We start from the raw sequence: 20,170 nt of genomic DNA, 5'->3' as shown, positions 1-20,170 counted from the left end.
AGCGCGCATTACCTATGACTCTTGATATATCAAAGTACCCAACTCTTGCTTTGGCTGATAAGCCAGAGGATTTGCGTCTACTTCCAAAAGAGACGCTTACACAGCTTTGTGATGAATTACGTACCTATCTTCTTAACTCAGTGAGCCAGTCAAGTGGTCACTTAGCATCAGGCTTAGGTACAGTAGAGCTAACCGTGGCTCTGCACTATGTGTACAACACGCCTTTTGACCAATTGGTTTGGGATGTTGGCCACCAAGCCTACCCGCACAAAATTCTAACGGGTCGCCGTGATCGCTTGTCGACTATCCGTCAAAAAGATGGACTGCATCCATTCCCATGGCGTCAAGAGAGCGAATACGACACGCTTTCTGTTGGTCACTCTTCAACATCGATCAGTGCCGGACTTGGTATGGCGATCAGTGCGAAGAAAGAAGGCAAGAACCGTAAAGTCGTCAGTGTGATTGGTGATGGCGCGATTACCGCAGGTATGGCCTTCGAAGCGATGAACCACGCGGGCGATATTCATAATGACATGCTGGTTATCTTGAACGATAACGAGATGTCGATCTCTGAAAACGTCGGTGCTCTAAACAATCACCTAGCTCAAGTTCTTTCTGGCAGTCTTTACACGTCTATTCGTGAGGGCGGCAAGAAAGTGCTATCGGGCGTTCCGCCGATTAAAGAGTTAGTTCGTCGTACAGAAGAACATCTAAAAGGCATGGTTGTCCCTGGCACCATGTTTGAAGAGTTAGGCTTTAACTACATTGGTCCGGTTGACGGTCACGATGTGAATGAGCTGATTAAAACACTGAAGAACATGAGAGACCTAAAAGGCCCTCAGTTCCTGCATATCATGACCAAGAAAGGCAAAGGCTACGAGCCCGCTGAGAAAGATCCAATTGGTTATCACGGCGTACCTAAATTCGATCCTGCACACTCAAGCCTGCCTAAGAGCACCAGCTCTAAACCAACTTTCTCTAAGATTTTTGGCGACTTCCTGTGTGATATGGCTGCGCAAGATCCTAAGCTGATGGCAATTACGCCAGCAATGCGTGAAGGTTCTGGCATGGTGCGTTTCTCGAAAGAATACCCAGAACAGTACTTCGATGTAGCGATTGCTGAGCAGCACGCAGTGACACTAGCAACTGGTATGGCGATTGCGGGTGATAAGCCGATTGTGGCTATCTACTCGACCTTCCTACAACGTGGCTACGATCAACTGATCCACGATGTTGCTATCATGGATCTACCGGTTATGTTCGCTATTGACCGTGCGGGTCTTGTCGGCGCTGATGGTCAAACACACCAAGGTGCGTTCGACTTAAGCTTTATGCGCTGCATTCCAAACATGGTGATCATGGCGCCAAGCGACGAAAACGAATGTCGCCAAATGCTATACACTGGCCACCAGCACACAGGTCCAAGTGCCGTTCGTTACCCTCGTGGTAATGGCATGGGTACTGAGATTCAAAGTGAATTTACTGCGCTAGAAATTGGTAAAGGTCGTATCGTTCGTGAAAGCGAAAAAGCAAAAGATGGCTCGAAAGTCGCTATCCTAAGCTTCGGTACTTTCCTTGAGAGTGCACTTCAAACGGCTGACGCTATCGATGCAACAGTGGCTGATATGCGCTTTGTGAAGCCACTCGATGAATCTCTGATCAAACAACTTGCTGCTGACCACGATGTACTTGTAACAATCGAAGAGAACGCGATTGCAGGTGGTGCCGGCGCGGGTGTGATTGAATTCTTGATGCAAGAAAAGCTACTGATGCCAGTATTGAACCTTGGTCTACCAGACAAGTTTATTGCTCAAGGCACTCAAGGCGAACTGCATGAAGAGCTTGGCTTAGATGCTAAAGGCATAGAGAAGTCGATCTCTGATTATCTTGCTAAATAGCCTTAACACGTAAGCTCGTAAGCTCGTAAGCTCGTAAGCTCGTAAGCAATAAAAGCAAAAAAGGTTGGCCCTAGGGTCAACCTTTTTAGTATCCGAGACTTAGCTTAATGTGCTTGCAACTAAGTATTAATCCTTCAGCTAACTTAAACTAACCAGCCCGCGAAATGTGCCACTGCGTACAAGGCAACAGCCGCCATAATGCCCGCAACAATATCATCAATCATGATACCTAATCCGCCGTGTACTCGTTTGTCTAACCAACCAATTGGCCAAGGCTTCACCATATCGAAAAAGCGAAATAAGACAAAACCAGTGAACAGCCATTTCCAGTCGTCCGTAGGGATATTCAATAAAGGCACTAGGCCCATGGTGATCCAAAAGCCCGCAAACTCATCCCATACGATAGAGCCATGGTCGTGTACGCCCATATCATCAGAGGTCACCTGGCAGATCTTGATACCAATAATACAACTAACAACCACCACTGCGACATAAGCAGGAAACGGTAACTGAACCAACAATAGGTACAACGGAATCGACGCTAGCGTGCCCATGGTGCCTGGAATAATAGGCGATAAGCCACTACCAAAACCCGTTGCTAGTAAGTGCCAAGGGTTTTTAAGAGAAATAAGAGAAAGTGGGTTTGTCATCAATTAACCTTAAAGTGATCGTAACCAGTTAAGTTCCAACTCAGTGGTTCACCATTATTGTGTAATTCAAAATATTCTACAGGTCTTATCTGGCCAATGCAGGTGACTTTTGTGCCTGTGTGCGACAAAGCACTTTCCAATGAACCTTTATTCTCTTCAGGCACAGTAAAGCAGAGTTCGTACTCTTCACCGCTGGTCAGCGCATACTGTTGAGCCGAAGCAATATCAGAGGCGAACTGGCGTAGTTCTGGAGAAATTGGCAACGTACTCACATCAATACTCGCCCCAACCTGAGAACGCTTAAGGATATGTTTTAAATCAGCAATAACACCGTCAGAGATATCAATCGCCGATGAAGCAAGGTTCACCAACGCTTGACCTGCTAACACTCGTGGAGCGCTCACATAATGTCTCTCTTCAAGCTCAGCAGCATAGGGCTTTGCTCTGTTCTGTTCTGGTTCCAGTAACACTTCTAGGCCCGCTTTGCTGTCACCTAAGTTACCCGTTACGTAAATCCAGTCTCCCACTTTGGCGCCATCTCTACGCAGTGCTCGCCCTTCGGGTACAAACCCTTGCACAGTCAATGTAAGGCTTAGTGGCCCTTTGGTTGTGTCACCACCAATTAACTGAATACCAAAGTAGTCAGCGAGCTTGAAGAAGGAATCACAGAAGGGAGCAAGCCATTCTTCATTGACTTCTGGCATAGTTAACGCAAATGAAACCCAAGCAGGCGTCGCGCCCATAGCGGCAAGGTCGCTAATGTTCGAAGCTAACGCTTTATGCGCCACCCATGCAGGATTCGCCTCTGCTAAGAAATGTGTGCCTGCAACTAAAGTATCTGTGCTGATCGCTATCTCAACATTACTTGGCGCTTTGACCAAAGCACAGTCATCGCCCGCAGCCAGATGTACGTCTTTCCGTTGTGGTTGTCGATTTACAAAATATTTTTCAATCAGGTTAAATTCGCCAGACATCACATGCCCTATCTTTGGTCTTCATACAAATCACCGTAATTATTGGTATTACAGAAATTTAGTTACAAAAAAGGCCAGCATGAGAGCTGACCTTTATATTCAATATACGAACGTCTTATTTCTTACGAACGTGCGGTGCAGCTTTATCAAGCACACCGTTAACAAACTTATGGCTGTCTTCTGCTGCGAATACTTTCGCAAGCTCGATAGCTTCGTTGATAACCACTTTGTATGGTACATCTTCGCGACGAGTCATCTCGTACATAGCTAAACGTAGAAGCGCTAGTTCCATCAAATCCAGATCTTGCATAGGGCGAGATACGAATGGACGAAGCTTGCTATCAAGTTCCATGTGGCTAAGAGCAACACCAGTTAGTAGGTCGCGGAAGTATGCAACGTCTGTTTCTGGCATAGCTAGTGCAGGTTCTGCGGCATGATGCTCTTCTTCATCATACTTACCACCAGATAAGAACTGTTCTTCAACGGTAGCAATATTTTCTTTAGTAATTTGCCAAGAATAAATTGCTTGTAGAGCAAATTGACGTGCGTTACGACGTGCGGCTGGTTTCACACTGGCCCCCATTAGGAATCGATTTCAGAAAGAACGTTGATCATCTCAAGTGCGCTAAGTGCGGCTTCTGCACCTTTATTACCAGCCTTGGTTCCTGCGCGTTCAATAGCTTGATCGATCGTATCAACAGTAAGGACACCAAACGCTACTGGAAGAGAAAATTCCAGAGACACTTGAGCCAAACCTTTATTACATTCACTACAAACATAGTCAAAGTGAGGTGTACCGCCACGGATTACTGTACCAAGAGATACAATCGCATCGAACTTACCTGTTTTTGCAACGCGTTGCGCTACAAGTGGAAGTTCTACTGCACCAGGGCAACGAACAACAGTGATGTTGTCTTCGCTTACTTGTCCATGACGCTTTAAAGTATCGATTGCACCAGAAAGTAAACTTTCGTTAATAAAACTGTTGAAACGAGCAATAACGATAGCAATTTTTGCATTTGGCGCTGGGAAGCCACCCTCGATCACTTTCATAAGCCTTCCTTTAACTATTTTCATCAAGTGAGAATCGCCGGATTCTAGCACAAAACTGTGAGCAATATCTAATGCTAATTTAGAAGAACAGACACCGACGATGTAAAGATGATAATGCAGCGCTGCTCTCAACCATATCGGAACAACAAGTAGCCAAGCTCGTGTATTTAACACGTTTTGAATCGGGCTTAGCTACTTGGCTCTTTTGGCAAAACTAATTACCAAAAGAGCCACTGGAATCATCGGTAAATTATGTTGCTATAAACAGAGATATATCGACTTACTCGCAAACATACTCAACAACGTTAAGACCAAAACCACCCAATGCGTGGTAACGCTTAGTGCTTGAAGAAAGCAAACGCATATCGTGAACACCTAGGTCTTGAAGAATCTGCGAACCCACACCAACGCGACGAGAGGTACCTTGCTTCTTCGCCATGGTTGGCTGCTCGTTCTTATCTTGCGCTTCGAATGTCTTCACTTTGTGAATCAAAGAATCAGACGACTCTTCGTTGCCAAGAATAACCAACACACCGCCTTCATCGCCAATGCGCTTCATTGCTTTATCTAACGACCAGCTACGCTCTGTACCACGATCTGAGTGAAGTAGGTCGGTGAACGTGTCATGCAGGTGAACACGTACTAGAGGAGCGCCCACAGACAGGTCACCTTTTTGCATCGCGTAGTGGATCTGGTTATCAATCGTGTCACGGTAAGTCACAAGCTCAAAGTCACCAAACTCTGTTGGTAAATGACATTGTGCAACGCGCTCAATTGTCGTTTCTGTGTTGTTACGGTATTCGATCAAGTCAGCAATCGTACCCAGCTTGATATCATGCTTTTCTGCAAACACTTCGAGATCAGGACGACGAGCCATGGTGCCATCGTCGTTTAATATCTCAACGATAACTGAAGCTGGTTCACAACCCGCTAAACGTGCTAAATCACAGCCCGCTTCAGTGTGACCCGCGCGTGTTAGAACGCCGCCTTCTTGAGCTGTCAGTGGGAAGATATGACCCGGTTGAACTAAATCAGCCGCTTTCGCATCTTTTGCCACTGCTGCTTGAACCGTCACAGCGCGGTCTGATGCAGAAATACCGGTTGTTACGCCCTCAGCCGCTTCAATTGAAACCGTAAAGTTCGTCGTGTATTGAGCGTTATTGTCTTGAACCATAGGCGCTAGACCCATGCGGTTTGAACGCTCTTTGGTCAGCGTTAGACAGATTAAGCCACGGCCATACATCGCCATGAAGTTAATCGCTTCTGGCGTAACATGCTCTGCTGCCATGATCAGATCGCCTTCATTTTCACGATCTTCATCATCCATCAGGATAACCATTTTCCCTAGGCGAATGTCTTCAATAATTTCTTGAGGAGTACTAATTGGCATTGTTCTATATCCTTTGAAATGGTTCTGCTTCCTAGAACCGACACTATTTAAACCTGATGATATTGCTCGCTTTCACAAAGTGATGTTTAGTGCACTTTGTACCAACGGTTAGGCAAAACCATTCTGCTGTAAGAATTCCATCGTCAGTCGAGATTCAGGCTCAGACTCTAGCTGCTGGCCTTGCAGTAAACGCTCCATGTAACGCGCTAATACATCAACTTCTAGATTCACTTTGCGACCAACATTGAATTGATCAATGGTCGTTTCTGAAGAGGTATGAGGAACGATCGTCAGCTTAAAAGCATTCTTGCGTAAATCATTCACAGTCAGGCTAATACCATCTACAGTGACTGAACCTTTTTGAGCCACGTACTTTGAGATCTCTGCTGGCATTTCTACCCAAAACTCAATCGCACGACCAACTTGGTTACGCTCAACAATCTCACCCACGCCATCAACGTGACCCGATACGATATGACCACCGAAACGCGTGGTTGGTAGCATTGCTTTCTCAAGATTAACTTTGTCGCCCGCTTGGTAATCGACAAAACCCGTTTTTTTCAGGGTCTCAAGCGACAAGTCTGCACTGTAGCTGTGGTCGTTATACTCAACAACCGTCAAACACACACCATTGGTCGCGATACTGTCGCCTAACTTAACGTCAGCCATATCAAGCTTGCCCACGTTAACCGTTACGGTGATGTCTTCTCCGCGGGGAGTGATTGCACTCAATGTACCTACGGCTTCTACAATTCCTGTAAACATTTTAAAACTCTTTTTGTTGTCAACGACATGTATTTGGTTAGTAGAACTATTCCCACTATGGTTTCGTTACTATCGATTTCGAAATACGGGTTTCGCTACGATGCGAATATCCACACCAACCTGTCGAACATCTTTAATTTCTAGGTCAATCACATCAGACATTGAAGTGAGCCCTAATGCGCCCATCAAACCTCGTCCGTCACTGCCCATAAGTTTAGGTGCTAAATAGAGGATTAGCTCATCCACTAGCTGCGCTTCAATCAAGCTTTTTGCCAATGTCGCACCCGCTTCGACCCAAACATGATCAATATGGTTCGCAGGTAATTGACGCATCAGATCGTGTAAATCAAGCTGTTCAGCACCTGTGGTTCCGACTTCAATATCAGCAGATGCTTCGGCTACTCTCAACACTGATGTTGGAGTCTGGAATAACTTGAGTTCAGGACGCAGTTGGTTTTGACGATCAAGAATCACACGAACTGGCTGACGCAGTTCGTCTTCAGCGTAATGATCTTTGATACTACTTGGTAACTCAGTCCAGCGAACATTCAACGAAGCGTTGTCTTCAATTACCGTCTGGCTAGTGGACAACACAGCGCCTGATTTTGCTCGGTAGTTCTGAACATCACGACGCGCTTCTGGCGACGTGATCCACTGGCTTTGACCATTTTCCAATGCCGTTTGGCCATCAAGGCTAGCGGCCATTTTTAACTGAACAAATGGCATGCCCGTTTGCATACGCTTGATAAATGCAGGGTTCAAGTCGAGAGCGTCTTGCTCTAATAAACCGATTTCAACCTCAATACCCGCGTCGCGTAGCATCTTGATCCCACGGCCTGCAACTTTAGGGTTTGGGTCCTGCATGGCACAAATCACTTTTGAAACTTGAGCCTTAATCAAACCTTCCGCACAAGGCGGCGTTCGACCGTAATGAGAACAAGGTTCAAGTGTGACATAAGCGATCGCACCTTTTGCCTTATCACCCGCCATTCTCATCGCGTGTACTTCAGCATGAGGCTCACCGGCTTTGGCATGGAAACCTTCGCCAACGATCTGACCGTCGGTTTGTACAATGACACAGCCCACATTCGGGTTTGGCGCAGTGGTGTAAATGCCGCGTTTCGCTAATTGAATAGCACGCGACATCATTTTAAAATCTAGGGGAGTAAAATTAGACATGATTGAGGGGTTAGTCCTCTAACTTAGCGATTTCTTCGCCAAACTCTCGGATGTCTTCAAAGCTGCGATAAACAGAGGCAAAACGGATGTACGCCACTTTATCCAATTCTTTCAATTGGCCCATCACAAGGTTACCAATCATCTCGCTTGGTACTTCACGCTCACCAGTTGCACGGAGTTGTGACTTAATCGTACTGATCGCAAGTTCAATTGCATCAGCACTCACTGGGCGTTTTTCTAGGGCGCGCTGTACACCACCTACCATTTTATCTTCATTAAATGGTTCGCGGTTTCCATTCGACTTTATGACTTTAGGCATCACAAGTTCTGCCGATTCGAACGTCGTAAAACGTTCACTACATGCAAGGCATTGACGGCGACGACGAACCTGATGGCCATCGGCTACCAGTCTTGAATCGATTACTTTAGTGTCGTTCTCTGAACAAAAAGGACAATGCATATCACCTCCAAATAATTGAATATCAGTGTAACGGAATTGCCAAACGTTAGGAAAGAAAAAGGGCCAATTAAGGCCCTTTTGTGTGGTAATTCATTGATTATTGCTACTCGATCGCCATTTCAAAAATGAGCTGAGGAGTAAAATTAACGACCAGCGTTAACCGCGAACTAAATAGTTCGCTTTACCTACCCACTTGTAGCTTGTCAGCTCTTCTAAGCCCATTGGGCCGCGAGCATGCAGCTTTTGAGTAGACACAGCAACTTCAGCGCCTAAACCAAACTGTGCGCCATCTGTAAAACGTGTTGATGCATTCACATAGACTGCAGCTGAACCGACTGAATTAATAAAGCGCTCAGAGCTTTCTAGGCTATTAGTCATAATCGCATCTGAGTGACTCGCGTTGTGTACGCGCATGTGGTCAATCGCTTCTGCCACATCCGCAACTACTTTTACGCCTAGCGTGTAGCTTAGCCATTCAGTGTCAAAGTCGCCTTCAACCGCATCACGTTGATCTTCAAAACCAACCAGCAACGATTTTGCACTAGCGTCAGCAACCAAGGTAACCTTGCCCGCTAAACGCTGTTTCAGTTTAGCTAGGAAAGCTTCAGCGACTACTTCATGCACCAACAAGGTATCCAATGAGTTACATGCAGATGGGCGTTGAACTTTAGAGTTTTCAACCACATCAACAGACTTCTCAAGGTCCGCACTTTCATCAACAAAGATGTGACTGATACCGAAACCACCGATGATAACTGGGATGGTGCTGTTCTCTTTACACATCTTGTGCAAGCTAGCGCCACCACGCGGAATGATCATATCCACGTAGTCATCCAACTTAAGCAGTTGAGAAACAAGTTCACGGTCCGGTTTCTCAATATACTGAACGGAAGCAGCAGGAAGTTCCGCTTTCTCTGATGCAGACTGGATGACTTTAACCAGCTCCATGTTTGAGAAGAATGTCTCTTTGCCGCCACGTAGGATGCTTGCGTTACCAGTTTTCAGACACAGTGCCGCAATATCAATAGTTACGTTCGGACGCGCTTCGTAAATAACACCAACCACGCCAAGTGGCACACGACGACGAGACAGTGACATACCGTTTTCCAGTACCTTGCTGTCAATCTCGCTGCCAACTGGGTCATTCAGGCTAATCACGTTACGTACATCGTTAGCGATACCCGTTAGACGCTCTTCGTTCAGCAATAGACGATCAAGCAGTGCGTCAGTTAAACCCGCTTCACGGCCAAGTTCGATGTCTTTTGCGTTCGCTTCTAAAATCGTTGCTGCGTTTGCTTCTAGCTCATCAGCGATGATCGCCAATGCCTTGTTCTTTTGCGCCGTTGATGCGGTCGCTAGGTGGAACGCAGCGTCTTTTGCTGCGATACCCATGTTAGTTAAATCCACGTTTAACTCTCCCTAAGTTCTGTCTGTCTTTGGATGTAAAAAGGCGATTTAAGATTATGTATATTCGTAGTGCATCGCCTTACCATCACGAACTACTCTTGAATCACAACTAGGTCGTCACGATGAATGACTTCTGACCCATAATCGTATCCAAGAATGTCGCCAATATCTTTACTGTGCTTGCCTGCAATTTTTGCTAGGTCTTGGCTTGAGTAACTGGCGATACCACGCGCAATCACTTTGCCTTTGCTGTCTGTGACTTGGGTGACTTCACCACGAGAGAATTCGCCTTTCACTCGAACAACCCCTTTCGCCAACAAGCTGCTGCCTTTGGTGTTAACGGCATTGACTGCGCCATCATCGACCACGATGTCACCAGCTGAAGCTGGGCCCGCTAAAATCCAGCGTTTACGGTTTTCAAGCGCTTCCGCTAAAGGCAAGAAACGCGTGCCTTGTGGGTTATCACTCAATGAGTCAAACACCACATTTTCAGCACTGCCCGCAGCAATGATCACTTCAATACCCGCACGACGAGCAATATCAGCTGCCTGCAGTTTTGTCGCCATGCCGCCGGTACCTAACGTAGTACCACTTCCGCCTGCGATCTTACGCAGTGTGTCATCAATGGTTTTCACTTCTTTGATGAGTTCAGCGTTTGGATCTTTGCGAGGGTCAGCGGTAAACAGGCCTTTTTGGTCGGTTAATAACAAAAGCTTATCAGCACCGCACAAAATACCTACCAAAGCCGACAAGTTATCGTTGTCGCCCACTTTAATTTCGTTGGTGGCTACTGCGTCGTTTTCGTTTACTACCGGAATAATATCGTGTTCAACGAGTGCGTTGATCGTGTCACGTGCATTAAGAAAACGCTCGCGATCATCGAGATCAGCACGAGTCAGTAGCATCTGGCCAATCTTAAGGCCGTAGATAGCAAACAAAGACTCCCAAACTTGAATCAACTGACTTTGCCCAACTGCCGCAAGCAACTGTTTGCTTGCCATCGAGTTGGGAAGTGCGGGGTAACCAAGGTGCTCACGTCCGGCTGCAATTGCACCAGACGAGACCATAACCACAGAGTGGCCTTGTTTTTTTAATTCAGCACATTGACGAACCAGCTCAACCATATGAGCGCGGTCTAATGCCAATGTTCCACCAGTTAAGACACTGGTACCCAGTTTAACAACGACAGTTTTACGCTGTGTTGTTGTCCCGCTTTGATGATTTGTTGTCATGAAGTCTTTTATGGATAAAACAAATAAGAGGTGATGTTTTAGCAATCAAAAGGGGAATTCACAAGTAGAAAAGGTGCGAAATCGCACCTTTTTTCTTTATATAGAAGAGTAACCTTTAAAATCAGACGAATTCGACAGACTCTTCGTCTAACTGAACGCCGATTTCAAATTTCTTTTGAAGTTCATCAACCAGCTTTTGGTGAAAGGCTTCTTGAGTTCGAGAGACCTCAGCGACCGCCTTCTTAGGTAATGGCAAAGGGTCCCAGTTACCATCGATGTTGTATTTACCCGTGTTGTACTTCGCCGAAAATCCTTCTTCCGACTTATCCAACGCCAACCACCAGCCCCAAAACTCACGTTCTTCTGGTGATTTTTTATCGTTCACACACACAGACAAGCAATCAAAAATATAGTGGCCTTCTTCTGATTGCGGCTCTCTTAAGTAAGGGCCAATAGCTTTTAAAACATTTAACAAGCGATAATGCGTAGGTTGTTGTGTCACTTCTGACATATTGAATCTCCATTTCAATGTTAAGAATGACGTTACTCAGACTGTTATACGTAGAAACTACGCAATTGGATTTTATAAATTATCTCTGAGTATCAGGTACTTACTTTGTACACTTTTCATGCTTAACTAATTTAGGAGAAATGTCATCTAAATAATTCATCCTCAAGCCACTTTATCGCCAATTCGAGGGATTGCTCATAACCTTGTGTAATTGACTTAGCTTTGATTTTCTTCGCTTTACCGTAATCACTGTAAATAGCAACCAGTTGATTATCCATTGGAGGTGATACAGGGTCGCCCTCTAAGGCCAATGCCAAGATCGGAACACTGGTTTTACTGTTTGACAGCAAACCTTGTACCTTGAGTGACCACGCCATCAATTGCCCAGAAAGGCTATTGATATCGACCGCTCCCTTACCAAGACGCGAGGCCAACACATCTAAATGCATTTTCGGCATCTGTTTCAGTTTGTCGGCATGAACAAAGATATCGTGAATAGGCGCGCCTAAAGAGATACACGCTTTAAGCTTATGTTGCTCTAGGAAAGATAATCTCACCATCGCATTGCCACCAAAGCGGAAGCCAAACAAGCCAACCTTGTGGTGATCGACCCACGGGATGTTAGGCAGCTCATTCAAAACAGCTTGGTGAAGACAAGATGAGTCTTCTGTTAACGGCCAATGTGCACTGTGCCCTATTGATGGCATGTCTACCGTTAGCATGGCAATGTTCTTCGGTGCTAAGTAATCCCTAAACAAACGCCACATATCCGTTTGCAAACTATCTAGACCCGCACTGACAATCACAACCGGTTGTGGTTTGTCTGTTTTGGTTAGATGCAAGTTCGCTTTGATCTTCTTGTTTTGGTATGGAATATCAATCTGTTTGACGATCAACTTAGTATGCTTAATCGCTTCAGAGTATGCCGCGTTCGCCAATACTTGAGCCTGAGCCGCCAAATTGTCGTTCTTGAGGTGTGGGTAGCCCGCAATGCTAAAGCACAAAGACGCAGAAAACAGTTCTTCCGCCACCTCTTCGCCACTCTTGTCGTTCGAGCGATTTTGATGCTGCATACCCAGCTTGGTCCACTCGTATGCCCAGTTACCGCTGCGGTAGCCCATGACCGTATCAAGCCACTCATCGGTTGTACGAGAGTTATCTGATGACGCGATGCGGGCCAATACCGCTTCTTGCTCTATTGGATTAACGCCTTGCCATACCCACTGAAGACGTCTTAAGTTTCGGTACCATGATGAGTTTTGCTGTTCACGCTTCTCATCCAATAACTCTTCTGAGCTTGGCATGTAGCGCGTCAGCATTGAGGTTTCTTTAGCCTGCTTATGCTTTACAAACAAGGTTTCCGAAAGGTTCGAGCTCGTTTCTTCTGATTCAGACATTGGGACACTTAATAAGAAATGGTTGTCACTAATAATATAAAAAAAAATGACCCTATAAAGGGTCATTTCTCAAAAAACTAAGTTTACGCTTATTTTGACTTGCGATTTACTGGCTCAACGAAGCTTAAGCTAGTATCCCAAGGCTGCTCAATCCAAGTGTCTTGAGCGATATCAACGATGTACTCATCTAGTAAATGTGCGCCAGATGGTTTTGCACAAACTGCGATTAGTTTCGCTTTAGGATACATTTCACGAAGTTTACGTGCAGTGTCACCACTATCAACAAGGTCTTCAACGATAAGGAAGCCTTCGCCGTCACCCTCAGGTGCTTTAACGACTGTCATATCACGTTGGTGATCGTGGTCGTAGCTAGAAATACAAATCGTATCTACGTGACGAATACCTAGCTCACGAGCCAAGATTGCACCAGGAACCAAACCACCACGGCTTACCGCCCAGATGCCTTTCCACTGCTCTGCTGGCATTTGCTTTTCTGCTAGTTGACGGCAGTAAGTCTGCATATTGTCCCAAGTGATAACGAATTTGTTGCTCATAGTATAAAACCTAATAATTTTGTCATGTTATTAGAGGCTACTTCAAACATAGCCTCTTCAGCGATTAAGCAGAAATCTAGACGATTAAGCGAAAGTATATTTAAGAATAAAGATAGCCGACATTACCCATACAGCAGGTGAAACGTCGCGACCTTTACCACTTAGCAGCTTAATTGCAGCGTAAGCGATGAAGCCTAGTGAGATACCCTCAGCGATAGAGTACGTCAGCGGCATAAGCAGGCATGTTACCACGACTGGTGCAGCTTCCGTAAGATCACGCCAATCAATACCAACTAGGCCAGACATCATCAAAATTGCTACATAGAAAAGTGCACCTGATGTTGCGTAGGCTGGAATCATACCTGCAAGCGGTGAGAAGAAAAGAGCCAGTAGGAACAAGATACCAACAACAACCGCTGTTAGACCAGTACGACCACCCTCAGCGACACCCGCAACACTTTCAACGTAAGAGGTTGTATTTGATGTACCTAGCAATGCACCGATAGACGTTGCTGTAGAGTCAGCAAGTAGTGCTTTGTTCAAGCGCGGTAGTTTGCCGTCTTCTTTTATTAGGTTTGCTTTCGTTGCAACACCAACTAGCGTACCCGCTGTATCGAATAAATCGACGAACAAGAATGCGAATACGACTGAAATCATACCAATTTCAAATACAGCAGAGAAATCAAGCTGCATGAACGTTGGCGCTAGGCTTGGTGGAGTAGACATGATGCCGCCGTATTGAACGTCACCAATTGCAATGCCGATAGCCGTGATTGCTAGAATCGCAATCATTACCGCACCTTTCACACCACGGTGAACAAGAGCAATAGTAAGGAAGAAACCAAGCGCACCTAAGATAGGAGCAATCGCGGTAATGTCGCCCAGTGAAACTTTAGTTGCTGGGTTAGAAACAACGATGCCTGCATTACTAAGCGCGATAAACGCGAGGAAAAGGCCGATACCCGCAGATATACCAACACGCAGAGACATAGGGATCGAGTTGATAATCCATTCACGAATCTTAAAGATACTTAAGAAGATGAAGATCACGCCTGATACGAAAACCGCTGCCAGAGCAACTTGCCACGTATAACCCATCCCCATAACCACTGCGTAGGTAAAGAATGCATTCAAACCCATACCTGGTGCTTGAGCGATTGGGTAGTTAGCAACAAAGCCCATGATGAAACAGCCAATAGCAGCCGCTAAACAGGTTGCTACAAATACAGCGCCATGGTCCATACCAGCATCAGCTAGAATCATTGGGTTTACAAAAATGATGTAAGCCATTGTTAGGAAGGTTGTTAGACCTGCGATGATTTCAGTGCGCACATTGGTGCCATTTTCACTGAGTTTGAATAGCTTTTCGAACATTATCGAATCCTATAAGGGTAAAGAGTAAACGGTTGCGTAATCGATTGGCTGTGGATTATAAAGTTATCAAATAACAAATTCCAGATAGAATTAAGGCTCTAATCGATATTTATCAGAATGCCGTATTAAACGAAGCAATTAAAAATCAAAGAATTAGTGTAAAATAGCGTTTAAAAACAAATAATTAAAAACAAAACATCCAATATAATTAGTTGGTTGTTTTTTCTACCCTTGGCTATTTTCATTGAGAATCTAGCTTATAAATTCTGAATTCAAACTCACAATAGTTACGTATTTTTCAACAGAATCAGTAATAAGGCGCAAATTGATATTTCGGCGTTTAAAAAACAACCATGCAGAACAGCAGGAAAATGATGAGTGATAAGTGATAAGTAATAAGCGGTTTAGAAAAGTAGCAGGCAAAAAAAACGCCACTCAAAACTGAGTGGCGGTAGAATCTGTCAACCAAAAGGGCTGTAAAAGAATTCCAATATATAGGGGTGAACAAAACTGTTCGAGTTACATGCTTACGGTATTAGTAACCAAAGCTAGTAGGGTATGCAAAGTTGCTAGTGTAAACAGAGCTGTTAAGCCAGAACATTGCAGATGGTAAACCTTTCATAACTATCACCTTAATAAATCAATAAAAAACGAATTTGATTTCTCGGTTCCTTGGAGGCGATAAAACGGACTCATCCTTTGAGCATTTACTCTTCACCTTAGAAGTTGGTTATTAATATACCCGAAAGAAAAAAGATTACAAGCATTATTTGCTACACGTCACACTTTTGGCCATTTATGGTTATTTTGCAAACTCATTTTTGTAATTTAATTACAAAACAGAATTAAACAAACGTTTGCTTACACCTTTTATAAGCGTCGATATGCTTAATTATGATCAGATGGACAAGATCGCTTTCAAAATTTGAGGTATTTGAAGTTTAGAACCGCTACTCGTCAAAACGCGCAAGTGGTATGCTGTTGCCATCAAAACAGACCCATATTTTAGATTTTTGTTCTAGGTTTTTACCCATACAAAACCTAAATATATGGTTATCAAATAAAAAAGGAGTCATCCGTGTCTGAATTCCATTCTGAGATCAGTAAATTGTCCCCTGCCCCTATTTGGCAGTTTTTCGATAAAATTTGTTCAATCCCACACCCTTCGAAACATGAAGAAGAGCTTGCTCAATACATTATTGCTTGGGCAACAGAGCAAGGCCTAGATGTACGTCGCGACCCAACGGGTAACGTATTCATCAAAAAGCCTGCAACGGCGGGTATGGAAAACAAAAAAGGTGTCGTGCTACAAGCTCACATCGATATGGTTCCACAAAAGAACGAAGACACAGTTCATGACTTCGCTAAAGATCCAATCCAACCATACATTGATGGTGAGTGGGTTACAGCGAAAGGCACAACGCTTGGCGCTGATAACGGCATGGGCATGGCTTCTTGCCTAGCGGTTCTTGCTTCAAACGAAATCCAACACGGCCCTATCGAAGTTCTACTAACAGTAGATGAAGAAGCAGGCATGACTGGTGCCTTCGGTCTTGAAGCTGGTTGGTTAGAAGGTGATATCCTTCTTAACACCGATTCAGAGCAAGAAGGCGAAGTGTACATGGGTTGTGCTGGCGGTATTGACGGCGCAATGACATTTGAAATTGCACGTAACGCGATTCCAGCTGACTTCGTAACACGCAAGCTAACGCTAAAAGGCCTAAAAGGCGGTCACTCTGGTTGTGACATCCACACAGGTCGTGCAAACGCAAACAAACTGCTTGCTCGCTTCCTAGCGGGTCACGCAAAAGAGCTAGACCTTCGCATCGTCGAATTCAAAGGTGGTAGCCTTCGTAACGCGATCCCTCGTGAAGGTTTCGTAACGGTTGCGGTTCCAGCAGCAAACCAAGAGAAACTGGCTTCGCTATACAACTACTACACTGAGCTACTTTCAACAGAGCTAGGCAAAGTAGAAGACAGCATCGTGACTTTCAATGAAGAAGCTTCTGTAGAAATGGGCGCACTAGCGTCAGCAGACCAAGCTCGCTTTATCGCGGCACTTAACGCATGTCCAAACGGCGTGATTCGTATGAGTGACGAGATTGAAGGTGTTGTTGAAACGTCTCTAAACGTAGGTGTTATCACAACAGAAGAGAACTCAATCACAGTGCTTTGCCTGATCCGTTCTTTGATCGATTCAGGTCGTAGCCAAGTAGAAAGCATGCTGCACTCTGTTGCTGAACTAGCAGGCGCTAACATCGCGTTCTCTGGTGCTTACCCAGGTTGGAAACCAGACGCAGATTCAGAAATCATGCACATCTTCCGCGACATGTACGAAGGTATCTACGGTCACAAACCAAACATCATGGTTATCCACGCTGGTCTTGAGTGTGGTCTATTCAAAGAACCTTACCCGAACATGGATATGGTTTCTTTCGGCCCAACCATCAAGTTCCCTCACTCTCCTGATGAGAAAGTGAAGATCGATACGGTTGAGCTATTCTGGAATCAAATGGTTGCACTGCTTGCAGCTATCCCAGAAAAAGCATAATTCGGTAAGCTATGTATGTTCAATAAATGGTGTTTCCAATAAATAGGGCTCTTCACTAAATAGCACTTTTCAGTAAACACCGTTTATAGACACAAAATAAAACAGGTACTCAATGAGTACCTGTTTTTGTATCCAACCTTTGTAGCTATGTACTTGTGACTAAATAAACAATTAAGCGCGTGAAGCCGCGTAGCTTTCTAACTCATCAATTGAAGTTTGTGCCACGACTTCGCCGTCGATGAAGTATGTCACCATCTCACCATCACGAACTCCGATCAATGTCGCACGCTCACCAGACTGGTAAGTGATGTCCATTTGGATCGTGTTTTCGTCGATCTGCTGCATTTGACCTTTCTCAATCATATCAGCACTCGTAATAGGACCCACTGGCGCTTCAGTAAGTGACTTATCAAGCTGATGGTTGATATCAAGGTAAGTATCAATCTTAGTATCAAATATATGCGGTGCACCTGTTAGTGGGTTGCTGCCCGTCCAGAACTCTAGTGAGTTGAATACCAAGTAATCAGCTGCAACTGTTAGACCGTAAGCCGGTGCAAGCAATATGTTCAAACCACCACGAGCGTAACGGTTATCAACGGCTTTAAGGTTGAACTTCATTAGGTAACCCGTTACTGCGTTGCTACCAACACAGCCAGATAAAGCAACAGATACCACAGCTAGTGCTACAACTTTTGAAATTGTTTTTTTCATTTTCATCTCGATATTTGAATTTGGCCGCCAAAAAATGGCGATGGATAATAGCAACCAACCAAATGACAAATATCAGTGTACTGTCAGAAAAACCACAATTTGAAACACCCTATAATGAGTCAAATTAAAACTGGAAACTTGTTTATAGACAACTCCATAGAAAACTTTTGTCGTCACCGTAAACCGATTGATTCGTACTAAAAATCAACGATTGGTACATTCCGTGTTAACGAATTATCACCATGTTGAGAACAACCTAAATGGCAAGACTAAAACCTAATCAACCATTCGAATTACTTGGTTATACTGTTCAGCCAGGACAGCGAATGGAGATTGAACTGCAAGCGGCTCAGCTTTACACGCACTCTCCACTTTCGATCCCGATTGAAATTATTCACGGTCGCCAAGCAGGCCCAACACTGATGGTAAATGCGGCTATCCACGGCGATGAGCTAAACGGTGTTGAGATTGCACGACAACTGACCAATGCGATTGATCCAAAGAAACTGAAAGGTACCTTGATTGTTGTGCCAATCGTCAACGTGTTTGGTTTTATCCATAAATCTCGTTACCTACCAGACCGTCGTGACCTAAACCGTTGCTTCCCTGGCAGTGAGAAAGGATCGCTAACATCACGCATCGCTTACACCTTTTTTGAGAATGTGGCGAAGCACTGTGATTTTATTTTAGATCTACACACAGGTGCGATTCACCGTACTAACTTGCCACAGATCCGTGCAAACCTGTCGAACCCAGAAACATTGCGCATCGCAAAAGCGTTCGCAACACCAGTGATCATTGATTCTCCACTGCGTGACGGGTCACTTCGTAGCGAAGCGGAAAAATTGGGTATCCCTGTATTAACTTACGAAGGTGGTGAAGCGCTGCGTTTTGATCACCTAGCGATTCGCGCGGGTTACCTTGGCGTGCATCAAGTGATGAAAGAAATCGGCATGCTACGCCCTAACCGCAAGAAGTTACCAGAGCCAGTATTGAGTAAATCCACCAGCTGGATCCGCGCTGAATCAGACGGTATTTTGCGTAACATGGTAAGACTTGGCGAACAAGTTGAAGCAGGGCAAACCCTGGCTTACATCAGCTCTCCGTTGGGTCACCAAGAAGGCCAAGTGATCACAACCAAAGGAGGTATCGTGATTGGCCAACAAACTCTACCGTTGGTAAACGAAGGTGACGCAGTATTCCACATTGCTTACTTCAAACAAGATGACGATGAAGTGGGACAATCAGTTGAGAGCTATATTGAAGAAGTAGCGGAAGATGATTGGCTAACGGCGCTTAACAACTAATCAATGAATGACATGTAGTCACTAGCAAGAAGTGGCTACATTTTCGAAAATAAACGCCACAAACTAAAAAGCCCCAATATACTTTTGACTAGAAAGAAAAAAGTTATATTGGGGCTTTTTTTACTTGTCCCTTATCTTAAAATTAAGGAACCTGTAAATTAATTAAGCGCTGGATTACTCAGCGTCTTCTTGCTCTTCTTCACGAGCTTTTGCGCGTGCTTCACGTGCTTGCTCAGCTTTAAGCTCTTTAGTATGACGTAGTTCGTCACGCTCTTTACGCTGCTCTGATTTACGCTCGTTACGTTCAGCTTGGTTTGCGATGAAAGATGCTAGCTCTTTCTCTGCCCACTCTTGTGCTAGAGCTTCAGTTTCGAAACCAGACTCACGCTTAGATACTGTTGTGCTGCGAGACGTAACTTGACGAGTAATTTCTGCACACCAGCCGTTGCGTTTTTCTGTAAGGCGAATATCAAATTTTTTGTTCTTAGACATGTTCTATTTTTTCCTAAGGGAGATCATTAAGGGATCGGTCAACTTTGATAACTCCATCTAAGTGAGCATCTTTTAACACCATCCCTTGGTAAGCGCGGTATTAGAGCACAAATCAATGAATATTGCTGCAAATATTTGCAGCGGATCACACTCCAATGCTGCAAATCGTTTGTACCTGATTTCAATTGGTTCGTAACTCTCCGATTCACCATCAAATTCTTTGTTATTTTATCGACAACAATGAAATGGACTGTGCTCAAACAGA

At 44.7% G+C, this 20,170-nt stretch carries 19 protein-coding genes; 3 read left to right on the top strand and 16 right to left on the bottom strand.

Going from position 1 to position 20,170, the window contains the following annotated elements:
• Positions 1-14 precede the first annotated feature (14 nt).
• Positions 15-1,898: a 1-deoxy-D-xylulose-5-phosphate synthase gene (dxs, locus tag OCV44_RS03585; protein ID WP_139684607.1), complete on the top strand. Its 1,884-nt coding sequence runs from the start codon at positions 15-17 to the stop codon at positions 1,896-1,898.
• A gap of 143 nt (positions 1,899-2,041) precedes the next feature.
• On the opposite strand, the gene pgpA is transcribed toward dxs, so the two are convergent.
• The 14 genes from pgpA to OCV44_RS03515 all read right to left on the bottom strand — a co-directional run bounded on the left by pgpA (position 2,042) and on the right by OCV44_RS03515 (position 14,844).
• Positions 2,042-2,548 (bottom strand): phosphatidylglycerophosphatase A, encoded by a 507-nt coding sequence (gene pgpA / locus OCV44_RS03580; protein WP_076675645.1) that lies wholly within the window; start codon positions 2,546-2,548, stop codon positions 2,042-2,044.
• Positions 2,548-3,522 carry a thiamine-phosphate kinase gene (gene thiL / locus OCV44_RS03575; RefSeq protein WP_139684606.1) on the bottom strand — a complete coding sequence of 325 codons (975 nt, stop codon included), beginning with the start codon at positions 3,520-3,522 and terminating at the stop codon, positions 2,548-2,550. The genes pgpA and thiL overlap by 1 nt, the downstream gene beginning before the upstream one ends.
• 115 nt (positions 3,523-3,637) lie before the next feature.
• On the bottom strand, positions 3,638-4,105 hold the full coding sequence (nusB, locus tag OCV44_RS03570) for a transcription antitermination factor NusB (protein WP_004734399.1): 468 nt from the start codon (positions 4,103-4,105) through the stop codon (positions 3,638-3,640).
• Positions 4,105-4,575, bottom strand: a complete 471-nt coding sequence (ribH, locus tag OCV44_RS03565) for a 6,7-dimethyl-8-ribityllumazine synthase (RefSeq protein ID WP_004734398.1) — start codon at positions 4,573-4,575, stop codon at positions 4,105-4,107. Before ribH ends, nusB begins: the two co-directional genes overlap by 1 nt.
• Before the next feature lie 280 nt (positions 4,576-4,855).
• Positions 4,856-5,965 (bottom strand): bifunctional 3,4-dihydroxy-2-butanone-4-phosphate synthase/GTP cyclohydrolase II, encoded by a 1,110-nt coding sequence (gene ribBA, locus OCV44_RS03560; protein ID WP_004734397.1) that lies wholly within the window; start codon positions 5,963-5,965, stop codon positions 4,856-4,858.
• Positions 5,966-6,073: 108 nt separating this feature from the next.
• Positions 6,074-6,730: a riboflavin synthase gene (locus OCV44_RS03555; protein ID WP_139684605.1), complete on the bottom strand. Its 657-nt coding sequence runs from the start codon at positions 6,728-6,730 to the stop codon at positions 6,074-6,076.
• Between the two features lie 69 nt (positions 6,731-6,799).
• Positions 6,800-7,879 carry a bifunctional diaminohydroxyphosphoribosylaminopyrimidine deaminase/5-amino-6-(5-phosphoribosylamino)uracil reductase RibD gene (ribD, locus tag OCV44_RS03550; protein WP_139684604.1) on the bottom strand — a complete coding sequence of 360 codons (1,080 nt, stop codon included), beginning with the start codon at positions 7,877-7,879 and terminating at the stop codon, positions 6,800-6,802.
• A gap of 40 nt (positions 7,880-7,919) precedes the next feature.
• Positions 7,920-8,369, bottom strand: coding sequence for a transcriptional regulator NrdR (nrdR, locus tag OCV44_RS03545; RefSeq protein ID WP_004734394.1), 450 nt, complete (start codon positions 8,367-8,369; stop codon positions 7,920-7,922).
• 156 nt (positions 8,370-8,525) lie between these two features.
• Positions 8,526-9,776, bottom strand: coding sequence for a glutamate-5-semialdehyde dehydrogenase (locus OCV44_RS03540; protein ID WP_139684603.1), 1,251 nt, complete (start codon positions 9,774-9,776; stop codon positions 8,526-8,528).
• 92 nt (positions 9,777-9,868) lie between these two features.
• Positions 9,869-11,053 (bottom strand): glutamate 5-kinase, encoded by a 1,185-nt coding sequence (gene proB / locus OCV44_RS03535; RefSeq protein ID WP_012604650.1) that lies wholly within the window; start codon positions 11,051-11,053, stop codon positions 9,869-9,871.
• Between the two features lie 76 nt (positions 11,054-11,129).
• Positions 11,130-11,519, bottom strand: coding sequence for a sigma factor-binding protein Crl (gene crl, locus OCV44_RS03530; RefSeq protein ID WP_139684602.1), 390 nt, complete (start codon positions 11,517-11,519; stop codon positions 11,130-11,132).
• A gap of 143 nt (positions 11,520-11,662) precedes the next feature.
• Positions 11,663-12,916 (bottom strand): esterase FrsA, encoded by a 1,254-nt coding sequence (frsA, locus tag OCV44_RS03525; RefSeq protein ID WP_139684601.1) that lies wholly within the window; start codon positions 12,914-12,916, stop codon positions 11,663-11,665.
• Positions 12,917-13,005: 89 nt separating this feature from the next.
• On the bottom strand, positions 13,006-13,470 hold the full coding sequence (locus OCV44_RS03520) for a xanthine phosphoribosyltransferase (RefSeq protein WP_010436346.1): 465 nt from the start codon (positions 13,468-13,470) through the stop codon (positions 13,006-13,008).
• Between the two features lie 84 nt (positions 13,471-13,554).
• Positions 13,555-14,844 (bottom strand): NCS2 family permease, encoded by a 1,290-nt coding sequence (locus tag OCV44_RS03515; protein WP_139684600.1) that lies wholly within the window; start codon positions 14,842-14,844, stop codon positions 13,555-13,557.
• A gap of 1,078 nt (positions 14,845-15,922) precedes the next feature.
• Here OCV44_RS03515 and OCV44_RS03510 point away from each other — a divergent pair.
• On the top strand, positions 15,923-17,395 hold the full coding sequence (locus OCV44_RS03510) for an aminoacyl-histidine dipeptidase (RefSeq protein WP_017063331.1): 1,473 nt from the start codon (positions 15,923-15,925) through the stop codon (positions 17,393-17,395).
• A gap of 171 nt (positions 17,396-17,566) precedes the next feature.
• Here OCV44_RS03510 and OCV44_RS03505 read toward each other — a convergent pair whose 3' ends face one another.
• Complete coding sequence (locus OCV44_RS03505; protein WP_041472888.1) at positions 17,567-18,106, bottom strand: DUF3332 domain-containing protein; 540 nt, start codon at positions 18,104-18,106, stop codon at positions 17,567-17,569.
• Positions 18,107-18,366: 260 nt separating this feature from the next.
• Here OCV44_RS03505 and OCV44_RS03500 point away from each other — a divergent pair, with 260 nt between their 5' ends.
• Positions 18,367-19,413, top strand: coding sequence for a succinylglutamate desuccinylase/aspartoacylase family protein (locus tag OCV44_RS03500; protein WP_012604657.1), 1,047 nt, complete (start codon positions 18,367-18,369; stop codon positions 19,411-19,413).
• Positions 19,414-19,587: 174 nt separating this feature from the next.
• Here OCV44_RS03500 and OCV44_RS03495 read toward each other — a convergent pair whose 3' ends face one another.
• Positions 19,588-19,905, bottom strand: coding sequence for a DUF3622 domain-containing protein (locus OCV44_RS03495; RefSeq protein WP_009847480.1), 318 nt, complete (start codon positions 19,903-19,905; stop codon positions 19,588-19,590).
• Positions 19,906-20,170 lie beyond the last annotated feature (265 nt).

It is taken from the genome of Vibrio tasmaniensis (genome assembly GCF_024347635.1).
Classification (GTDB): Bacteria; Pseudomonadota; Gammaproteobacteria; order Enterobacterales; family Vibrionaceae; genus Vibrio; species Vibrio tasmaniensis.
This window is presented reverse-complemented; position numbering and strand designations above follow the sequence as displayed.

Excerpts from the sequence above, each read along its gene's own strand:
- frsA (WP_139684601.1), bottom strand. The coding sequence starts at position 12,916 with ATGTCTGAATCAGAAGAAACGAGCTCGAACCTTTCGGAAACCTTGTTT.
- nusB (WP_004734399.1), bottom strand. The coding sequence starts at position 4,105 with ATGGGGGCCAGTGTGAAACCAGCCGCACGTCGTAACGCACGTCAATTT.
- OCV44_RS03500 (WP_012604657.1), top strand. The coding sequence starts at position 18,367 with ATGGCAAGACTAAAACCTAATCAACCATTCGAATTACTTGGTTATACT.
- OCV44_RS03555 (WP_139684605.1), bottom strand. The coding sequence starts at position 6,730 with ATGTTTACAGGAATTGTAGAAGCCGTAGGTACATTGAGTGCAATCACT.
- OCV44_RS03515 (WP_139684600.1), bottom strand. The coding sequence starts at position 14,844 with ATGTTCGAAAAGCTATTCAAACTCAGTGAAAATGGCACCAATGTGCGC.
- OCV44_RS03505 (WP_041472888.1), bottom strand. The coding sequence starts at position 18,106 with ATGAAAAAAACAATTTCAAAAGTTGTAGCACTAGCTGTGGTATCTGTT.
- ribD (WP_139684604.1), bottom strand. The coding sequence starts at position 7,879 with ATGATGTCGCGTGCTATTCAATTAGCGAAACGCGGCATTTACACCACT.
- nrdR (WP_004734394.1), bottom strand. The coding sequence starts at position 8,369 with ATGCATTGTCCTTTTTGTTCAGAGAACGACACTAAAGTAATCGATTCA.
- crl (WP_139684602.1), bottom strand. The coding sequence starts at position 11,519 with ATGTCAGAAGTGACACAACAACCTACGCATTATCGCTTGTTAAATGTT.
- thiL (WP_139684606.1), bottom strand. The coding sequence starts at position 3,522 with ATGTCTGGCGAATTTAACCTGATTGAAAAATATTTTGTAAATCGACAA.
- OCV44_RS03520 (WP_010436346.1), bottom strand. The coding sequence starts at position 13,470 with ATGAGCAACAAATTCGTTATCACTTGGGACAATATGCAGACTTACTGC.
- pgpA (WP_076675645.1), bottom strand. The coding sequence starts at position 2,548 with ATGACAAACCCACTTTCTCTTATTTCTCTTAAAAACCCTTGGCACTTA.
- dxs (WP_139684607.1), top strand. The coding sequence starts at position 15 with ATGACTCTTGATATATCAAAGTACCCAACTCTTGCTTTGGCTGATAAG.
- ribH (WP_004734398.1), bottom strand. The coding sequence starts at position 4,575 with ATGAAAGTGATCGAGGGTGGCTTCCCAGCGCCAAATGCAAAAATTGCT.
- ribBA (WP_004734397.1), bottom strand. The coding sequence starts at position 5,965 with ATGCCAATTAGTACTCCTCAAGAAATTATTGAAGACATTCGCCTAGGG.
- OCV44_RS03495 (WP_009847480.1), bottom strand. The coding sequence starts at position 19,905 with ATGTCTAAGAACAAAAAATTTGATATTCGCCTTACAGAAAAACGCAAC.